Raw genomic sequence first — 8936 nt, 5'->3', positions numbered from 1 at the left:
CTCGTATAAAAACTTTAGTAGGTATAAATATTTATATATCTTACTTACCCTAAAAACTTATGAAAAAACAGCCAACATTCCAATGCCTTTTTATGCATTGTTTTTGTCGTCAAGAACCAAAATTTTATAAAAATATACAGAAAAAGAATGCTAAAAAATCTTAAAAAACACTTTCAAGCTATAAGCTGAGTTGAAACTATTTTAGCTGAAAGTTGGGTTAGTGAACTCGTTTAGCCAAAGCTAAACATCGAGGCTTCAGGTAGAGACTCAACTTCATCTGAAGATTTATAAGAGAACCTCCACCTAGTACAATATAGTTGTAAGCAAACAGCAGATACTTATCTACTGTAGTTACCAATTCTTAATAAATTACATAACATTGATTTCATTTCTAAATATTAAGCAAACCACTGGCTTCTCACCTTAGCCTTTTTACCAGCAAATAGTTGGTCTGAACCTTGACAAGTTTCTGGACGCGGAGGGTTGCTGTAACTCCTCCTAGGACTTCTTTCTTTGGAAGAAGAGTACCTGTGTTTAAGACTATCAATCCATTCCAGTAAGTTTATACGATTTGGCTGGTTGAGGTCAGCTTTCAGGCTGGTTCCTTGTGTCACATGCTAGGTTGCCTACTTACAGGAGAAGAATGGATGACTTCAGTTGTCCAAATTTATTTTTTAGGAGATCGCTTATAAAACATTTACCAATAGCCGGAATTGATGTAGGAAAGCGTTTTAGTGAGATGGCAGTGCTTTCTCCTGATAATGTTGTTGTATCCCGATTAAAGATTTTCCATGATGTCTCATCAAATATAGACAAGGCCGTTAATGTACTACTTAAAGCGGAAAAAGACTTTGCAGCTAGGCCTGTCGTTGTCATGAAATCCATTGGGCACTACCACAAAATCCTTTTCCATTCCCTTTGTAAAGCTGGATTTGATGTTTGTGTCATCAAACCTTTACAAACTGATTCTATCAAAAATTTGGGGATAAGAAAAGTAAAAAATGATAAAGTCGATGCCCGTAGGATTGCACTCCTATATCGTTTTCAAGAACTGAAATCTACCAATATCCCAAACGAAGAACTTGAATGTCTTCGCAGCTTGTGTCGTCAGTATTTCAATCTATGTGATGAGCTTACAGCTTACAAAAACCGCCTTATAGGGGTTATAGATCAGATTATGCTGAACTTCACCGATGGTATTTAAGGACGCCTGTTCTCAAACAGCTTTAGCAATTTTGGAGAAGTACCCTACTTCTAAACACATACTAAACGCTAAATTTGTCTAGATATTCTCGGAATTTCTTAACACCCAAATTTTTTTATCCATCAGATCATGAAAAATATGGCGAAACAAAAGAACCGTCAGGTTGTTTCTAAACTCAATAAGGGTTTCACTTCTAATAAGTGAAACCCTTATCTGTGGCGGAGAGAGAGGGCTTCCAACCCTCGGTACGCTATTAACGTACACACGAGTTCCAGTTGAAATCTAGTCATTTCATACAGTATCATGTTGTACCATATAGTGCTCTCTCATCCACATTTATAGATGTTTTATATGTTATTTAGTATCATGGTGTACAACCTTTTATTATAGTATTATTTGTAGTAATGTTATCAAAATGTTATCACTGTAATTCATCTAATTACTCTACATTAATCTTTTTCATTTACTAATACTAACACATCATTTATATAGCTTTTTACTTATTCTAATATTATTACTTAACAAACAGTCTAGTAAAGACTTAAGTTTTCCTACCTTTTTTTGTCTCTTGGCTTCTACTAATATACCAAGTGTTCCTGATATATTAATTTCCATATTTTTAGCAATACCTCTGGCTTTTCTCTCATCAATAATAAGCAAATCAGCCTTTAGTATATCAGCCAACACAATAGCTTCACTTTCACCAGCTCCCAAGTTGAGTTGTTTTTGAAGTAATTTCACTGCGAACTCATTCTCTATCTTTTTTACTTTTAAAAAACTACTTTCCTTTACAATTTTGGCTTCTCTACTCATAGATGGATTATTTGTAAGCTCTTTAAAGACAGCTTCTGGCAAAATAATTTCGCCATACATATCCTCAAGTAAATCTAACTCACCAATTTTAATGAATGATATAATGGGCGTTGTATCTGATACAATCAACATCTATTATTTTCCCCCATTACTTTTCTAGCATTGTTCGCATCTTCAACAACTTCTTCTATATCATTTTCAAAATAAGAAATCCCTAGACTTCCTAAGCTAGTTATAAGAGACATTTTATCTATTTCTAAAATTTCAGCAGCCTTACCAAATGATATCTTTCCTTCTTTTATTAACTCATACAGCATTAATTCTTTCACTTTTCTTTGATACTCTGGGTTTTTTATATCTACATATCCTGCTAAAGCTTCAGGCACCTCTAATTCTATTTTTATTGTATTCATTTTAGCAACACTCCTTCATTACATCATTCAAAATCTATTTGTCTTAATACTATTATATCACATTTCCCTATCATCTTTTCATAATCAATATATCTTTTAGGGAGAGGAGAATGTCAATATTCTATCAATAATATTTTTTGCCATACCATCTTCAACGATTATATACTTTTTATCTACAAAATCAGCCTCTAACTCTAAAAAAGCATTTTTAAAGAAAGTTTCTTCCCCAATTGCAATTGTGCCATTTTCCATTTTTCTGAAACACTTTATTGCTGATTTAGGTAATCTATCAATGATATTTGTTGAGTGTGTGGTTATAATTACTTGTATTTTTTTGCGTTTTATCATTTCGAGAATATAGCAAATTAAACGTTTCTGTGCACCTGGGTGCAATGAAACCTCCGGTTCGTCTAACAAAAGTATGCTTGTCGAAGACATTCTCTCTATTTTATCAACCATATTAGCAACAACAAATTCTCCACTACCAGCATTATATTCAGAATACTGACAGCCATCATTAAAAATAACACTGGTACCCCATGTCCCGCTGAAATACTTATGCCTTACTATCTCAATTGATTTAATTTTTCCCTGTAATATATCATTTACAGATTGAATGGAACTATCACTGAAAGAACGTCTTTGCTTTCTCTCGCTGGTGCTTTTCGGATTTTGATTTAATTTTCGAGATTGTTTTATTATATATTCAACTTTTTGTATTCGATTGATCTTTTTTTCAACATTATCATACAAAAAGCTTTTATCAACTGCTCCTATCATAGTTTTAGTCTGTATATATTCTATACCAATTTGCGGTGGGAGCTTTCCTTCTTTTCCCCATTTATTTTGACGTAATCTTTTGTATTGCAAGACTGTACCATCCAGTAAATATGAAATATCTGTATTTTCAAATCCCCCATCATCAATTACTGTTTCAAAAAACTCGTTTTGTGGCAGTTGTTTACCAGAAAGTAATTTGATTGCTTTCATCACAGTAGTTTTTCCACTGCCGTTTTTCCCAACTATTACAGTAAGTGGACATGTAAAATTCAGTTCGGAATCATTGGCAAATTTACGAAAGTGATGTATTTTTAGCTGTTTTAATCTATTTTTTATTATCCCTTTATCATACATTGTAGTAACATCACTTATTAATTTTTCTAAATTATCAAACATACATATCACCTCACATCTTGGTTATTATTTCTTAATGACCTTTATTAAATTTACAGCACCCTTAATAATTTTTAACTTACGACAATTATTTTAATATAAAGAGCTTCTTCAAATTCAATGAAATTCATGTATCTGAACCTTCCTTTTGTCTGTCCCAATTCCTGGAGTCACCATTCTTTTAATTCCAGTATTCCAGCCTTTTTATCAATCAAATCAAGTACCCATTATTCAACGCATCTATAAATTTATCTTCATAAGTTATACTTACAACTAAGTACAGCAGAAGAGAAGCAATAATATCAATATCCTGCGTTTCAACATCAAGATTAAAGATTTTTTCAAGTTTAATTTAATTATTTTCTAGAATATCGAGCCATTCAAAACCATCTTGAAATGCATCCGCAATAACGTTGCATAAATTATCACACTCATAAGATACAATAAGATTTTCCTCTTCATCATCATCTCAATATACATCGCATTCTTTAGAAACTTGTAGATGTTATAAGTGTAGTAGGCAAACTTCGTGAGGCTTATTCAAATGTAGTTGCTATTTTCAAAGGTGTAAAAAATAAAGAGGATAAGGAAGAGCACGAACTTGTTCTTGCAGATGAAGAGATACGAAATAATTTTTATAACCATCTCAGTCAATTTGGAAAGTATTTTGGTATAGCTTTGGAGTCAGAGCATGTATATAATGCTCTTGGAGAAAAGGATATATCTCTATATAAAAAAGATCTTAAGTTTTATCAGGAATTAAGAGCATCAGTAAAATTAAGATATTCTGATACTATTGACCATAAGGAATACGAAAGCAAAATGAGAAACCTTATGGATACATATATAGCTGCTGAAGATGTAATTCAAATTACTGCTCCTGTTGATGTGCTGAATGAAGAAGAACTTGAAGACGAACTTATGAGATTGGGAACCCCCAGAGCAAAGGCTGATGCTATTCGTACTAGGATAACTAAAAGCATAAACCAAAAATGGGATGAGAATCCAGCTTACTATAAAAAGTTTTCTGAACGTATTGAAGAAATCATTAATGAATACAAAGAAAAAAGAATTTCTGATGCTGATTATTTAAAAAGAATGCGTGAAGTTATGCAGAATTTCAGAAAAGGTTACTCTGGAACAGTTTATCCAGAAAAAATAAAGCACAATGTTAATGCCCAAGCTTTATATGGAGTTGTAAAAGAAATATTGGAAGATGAGAGCTTATATTCATCTGGAAATGATGCCGTAATAGAAACACAGAATATATATAACTATGAAAACATTCTGGCAGACATTGCTACAGATATAAATCTCATAATTGAAAAACATTGGAAAGTGGACTGGCATGACAACTCTGATGTTCATAATATGATATCAAGCGACATTAATGATCTACTTTACCTTGCAAAAAAGAAGCATTTCTCCAACCTGTCTTTCAGTCAAATTGACAAGATAATTGAAAACATTAAAACGATAGCACTTAGGAGATATTAGATATATGGAAAAACATAAGATCAATTATGGCGGAAAAACAATTGAATTTGAATTACACAGAAAAAATGTAAAAAATATTAACTTGAATATAAAGCCTGATATGACAATAGCCATATCTGCAAAAAAAGAAGTACCTCTAGATTATATACAAAGGTTTGTTGAAGGTAAAGCACCTTGGATATTGAAAAATGTTAGTTATTTCAAGAATGTTCAGCCTGAATATGTAACTGGAAAGGATTATGTAAGTGGAGAGACTTTTAAATATCTAGGAAAGCAGTATCGGCTGAAAGTGGAGGAAACTGAAGATGAAGAAATCGTCAAATACTATCAGGGATTTATCTATATTTATGTAAATGATAAGAAGGATTATAAGCGAAAAGAAAAATTGCTGAATAACTGGTTCAGGAGAAAAGCCGAAACTAACTTTAATGATAGTTTGAATAGGGTTTATCCTGTTATTGAAAAATACGGTGTAAAAAAACCAGAGATCCAAATTAGAACTATGAAGGCAAGGTGGGGCTCATGCTTAAAGGGTAAGAATACTATTTTATTAAATTTTGAATTGATAAAAGCTCCAAAGTTTTGTATTGAGTATGTTGTGCTACATGAACTGATTCATTTTAAATATAGAAATCATGATGCAAAGTTTTATGACTTTATAACATCACTTATGCCCGACTGGAAGCAGAGGAAAGAGATCCTTGATGAAGAAGTGGTAAGAGAATTATAAGGACTAAAGAAACTCAGGTACGGTTCTTTTAGGGAAGAATCGTACCCTTTTCCCACACCTTAGCCAAATAATATCTCTGTGATATTTTGCTCATTTATTTGTATATTGTCAAAACAAACTCCTCGCCAGACTCTTTAAGCAGTGGTTCTTTCGCCCCAGCTTCTTTCATTGTTTTTAATATCATAGGTATACCTCTTCCCAACTGATCAATATATCTAAGATTTTCCATGTGTTTTGCCAAAAAAGGATTCCGTGCGTAAGAAACACCCATTTTCATCTTATCTATTGTTACAGTATTAGGAAGTCTGCCAGGACTATGAAACTCTATCTGGTCTTCAAACATAAATATCCTTATTTTTGAACCACTTATGCTGTAGTTTCTATGTGTGGTGACAATAAAAAGGATATACTTACTTTATTTCCATAGTAGTAGCTACTTCTTGACTCATTATTCTTTCATATAACTCTAAAGCTTTATACCAATAATAAAACCCTTCTGGACTAAATTTCTTTATAGATTTAAAGCTTCTATGAAATTGCTGATTGGAAATACTTAATTTATTAATATCAATTTTTGGGTCATAATATTCTAAATTCAAATTAGGATTTTTTAATAATAGTGATACATAAGCAGATTTTCCTGCACTTAAAACAGCATCTTCTACAATATAGTTCCTACTAAATATGTAACTTTTTATTCTTTTTATTCCCTCTTCTAGTTGCTTATACTTTTCTTTTTGAATACTACCTCTAAAAGCAATAACTATTGAAGTCGCTATTATATCGTCTAAGACATTATCAAATGTCATATCCTTTAACTTACGATACTCAATTTCACGTTTTGACACATTAATAAAGGTCTCCCTTACAACTTTTAAATTGTTTATCTCATCAAACAAATTACTTATATCAAATAATTGTTTAATTATCTCCAACTCTTTATTATTTTCATATAGTATTCCTGTGGTATTGGGAGCAAAAGCCGTTAACTTATCTCCTAATATACAATCTATAGAAGGCATAATAACCGCATTTGATTCTTCTTCCACTTCTAGAAATGTACAATCTATATTTTTTTCCACTAACTCTATATATGGATTTTCTTGAAAAAGTATGTCCAATAAAACATATTTCTCTGTTCCATCTAATGCTGACTTATAATAAAATTTATAATGAGCTTTCGGTATGTTTTTGAAATTATTCCTTTTTATTTCCTCGTATTTATAGAATATCATACTATTCTTTATGATTTTATTAAATAGAATTTTCAGTTCGTTTGAGTTCATTTGTTTTTCAATAATAATATCTATATCAATTGAAAATCGATGAGTTTTATTGAGCAACAAAAGAAGCGAAGTTCCACCTTTAAAAATAAACTTCAACTTTGAATTTACAAGGTTTTCAAGCAAGTATAAGGCATTGATAACTTTTTCAATTAATTCTGGACAGGCTTGTTTTTTACCCTTTTTAATTGTTCTAGCTCTATCTTGTATCCATTCTTTTGTAAAATTTTTTTTTGCAATCAATTTTATCAACTCCTATATATATTTTTTGTCAATTTGTGTGTTTAAAATAATAAAATTAATTATTTTTTCTCTTATACCTCGGTTTTTCGCATATCTATATAGAGTTGTTATATTAACACTATATTCTTCATATATCCTTTCAAATATATTTATTAGTTCTTGACCTTGATATGCTCTAAAAAGTTCCTTGTCAGAAAAAATATCTACTAGAATTTTTTCTATTTTTGAAATTCTAATTTTTTCGGATGTTCTAACAGGAGACTCTTTAATTATTGGCCTAACTATAACTGCATTTTCATTTGAAATGTAATTATCTACATCTTTCCCTTTAGGATCAAGAAATACGTCACTTCTTTTTTCCTTTAATGATTGGAATACAGCTTCAATTATATCTTTATCTACTTCTAAAATCGTCAAAGAATTAAATGGTTGATGATTTATAAGATTATGCAACCAAGATGTTTCCCATATGCAAATATCTATATATGGAAAATGTTTGTTTACATGGTTATATACCCTTTTAAGTGTAAGGTTTATATTCGGCATGAATTCTTTTCTTTTTTCCAACCTATATATTCCTGTTTTAAATGAATTCATAACCTTTTTCTCTTTTAATTTATACACTCTCCATTTGAAAGTTCCTATTTTTAAATCAGGTTCTTCCCTTCTGTAAAACTTTAAAAGTTCATGATAAGTAATAAAATCTTGTTCTTTAAACTGTGTTCTAATATCATTTATTCTTAATTTATCTTTTCTCAAATTTATCACTCCATCATTATTATCTAACCAAGCGGAATTTTTATTTTTTTTCCGCTTGGTTGACTTTTACTTGTTATATTGTATCACCCATACACTATGTAATTCAATGATTATTTTGATTTTATTATAATTTAAAATCCTAATAACCAACCAAGAGGAATTTTTGTTTTTATTTCCGCTTGGTTGGCTTTTTAAACTAAATATTTCTTCTATCTCCCCCACTCTTACGCACAAAAATAAAATGCGTTGGGAAGATCTTTTATTATCTCTCCGATAAAGAAAGCTAAAAAAATAGTATCTCTTCTACATTCTGAAAGATAAACAGAAAGAATTATTAAGCTAATAAGATATTTTACACTGTTTGATAAGAATGAGAAAAAAATTGCCCATTACCAACAATATTTTGCCATTAAAAAAATTATAAAAACAATATCCCTGCCAAAATAGCTTCTGAGCGATTAGGACATTCTAGCATTGGCATAACCCTAGATTTATACTCACATGTAATAAAAGAGATGCAAAATGATGTCGCTTCAAAATTAGACGATATAATTTTTAAATCAACTGAAGAAAAAGATGATAAAAAGTCTTAAAAAACTCTAAATTTTTATTAATGTTAGAAAAATGTTAGAAATTTTGCCCTTAAAATCAGTAAGGGTTTTACTTCCAACAAGTAAAACCCTTACCTTTGGCGGAGAGAGAGGGATTCGAACCCTCGGTACGCTATTAACGTACACACGAGTTCCAGTCGTGCGCCTTCAGCCAGCTCAGCCATCTCTCCACATATTTTATTTACAACAACTATTACATTATAGAAAAAT

Annotated in this window: 8 protein-coding genes, 1 tRNA gene and 1 pseudogene; 3 read left to right on the top strand and 7 right to left on the bottom strand. The window is 30.9% G+C overall.

All coding sequences use genetic code 11. From position 1 onward, the window contains the following. Positions 1-688: 688 nt before the first annotated feature. Positions 689-1274 (top strand): annotated as a pseudogene (locus RBH29_RS06435) (IS110 family transposase); the annotation flags it as partial. A 410-nt stretch (positions 1275-1684) separates the two neighbouring features. On the opposite strand, the gene RBH29_RS06430 reads toward RBH29_RS06435, so the two are convergent. From RBH29_RS06430 to RBH29_RS06420, 3 genes are all read right to left on the bottom strand, one after another. Further along, positions 1685-2149 carry a DUF3368 domain-containing protein gene (locus tag RBH29_RS06430; protein ID WP_306695944.1) on the bottom strand — a complete coding sequence of 155 codons (465 nt, stop codon included), beginning with the start codon at positions 2147-2149 and terminating at the stop codon, positions 1685-1687. Further along, positions 2143-2430 carry a UPF0175 family protein gene (locus RBH29_RS06425; RefSeq protein WP_306695943.1) on the bottom strand — a complete coding sequence of 96 codons (288 nt, stop codon included), beginning with the start codon at positions 2428-2430 and terminating at the stop codon, positions 2143-2145. The genes RBH29_RS06430 and RBH29_RS06425 overlap by 7 nt, the downstream gene beginning before the upstream one ends. A gap of 96 nt (positions 2431-2526) precedes the next feature. After that, a complete protein-coding gene (locus tag RBH29_RS06420) occupies positions 2527-3606 on the bottom strand; it encodes an ATP-dependent nuclease (RefSeq protein ID WP_306695942.1) in 1080 nt (359 codons plus the stop codon). Positions 3607-4110: 504 nt separating this feature from the next. Here RBH29_RS06420 and RBH29_RS06415 point away from each other — a divergent pair. Both RBH29_RS06415 and RBH29_RS06410 read left to right on the top strand, forming a co-directional pair. Further along, the gene (locus RBH29_RS06415) at positions 4111-5100 is read left to right on the top strand and encodes a type I restriction enzyme endonuclease domain-containing protein (RefSeq protein ID WP_306695951.1); all 990 of its coding nucleotides are present in this window, start codon (positions 4111-4113) and stop codon (positions 5098-5100) included. A 4-nt stretch (positions 5101-5104) separates the two neighbouring features. Beyond that, complete coding sequence (locus RBH29_RS06410) at positions 5105-5830, top strand: M48 family metallopeptidase (RefSeq protein WP_306695941.1); 726 nt, start codon at positions 5105-5107, stop codon at positions 5828-5830. 94 nt (positions 5831-5924) lie between these two features. On the opposite strand, the gene RBH29_RS06405 is transcribed toward RBH29_RS06410, so the two are convergent. From RBH29_RS06405 to RBH29_RS06390, 4 genes are all read right to left on the bottom strand, one after another. Then, the gene (locus RBH29_RS06405; protein ID WP_306695950.1) at positions 5925-6185 is read right to left on the bottom strand and encodes an ATP-binding protein; all 261 of its coding nucleotides are present in this window, start codon (positions 6183-6185) and stop codon (positions 5925-5927) included. A 55-nt stretch (positions 6186-6240) separates the two neighbouring features. After that, complete coding sequence (locus RBH29_RS06400; protein WP_306695940.1) at positions 6241-7356, bottom strand: nucleotidyl transferase AbiEii/AbiGii toxin family protein; 1116 nt, start codon at positions 7354-7356, stop codon at positions 6241-6243. Positions 7357-7368: 12 nt separating this feature from the next. Further along, a complete protein-coding gene (locus tag RBH29_RS06395) occupies positions 7369-8115 on the bottom strand; it encodes a DUF6577 family protein (protein ID WP_306695939.1) in 747 nt (248 codons plus the stop codon). A 689-nt stretch (positions 8116-8804) separates the two neighbouring features. Next, positions 8805-8896 (bottom strand) — tRNA-Ser (locus RBH29_RS06390). Positions 8897-8936: the final 40 nt, after the last annotated feature.

Source organism: Herbivorax alkaliphila, assembly GCF_030848475.1.
In the GTDB taxonomy this organism is placed as follows: domain Bacteria; phylum Bacillota; class Clostridia; order Acetivibrionales; family Acetivibrionaceae; genus Herbivorax.
Note: the sequence above shows the minus strand (reverse complement) of the source record. Positions and strands in the feature narration are given on the sequence as shown.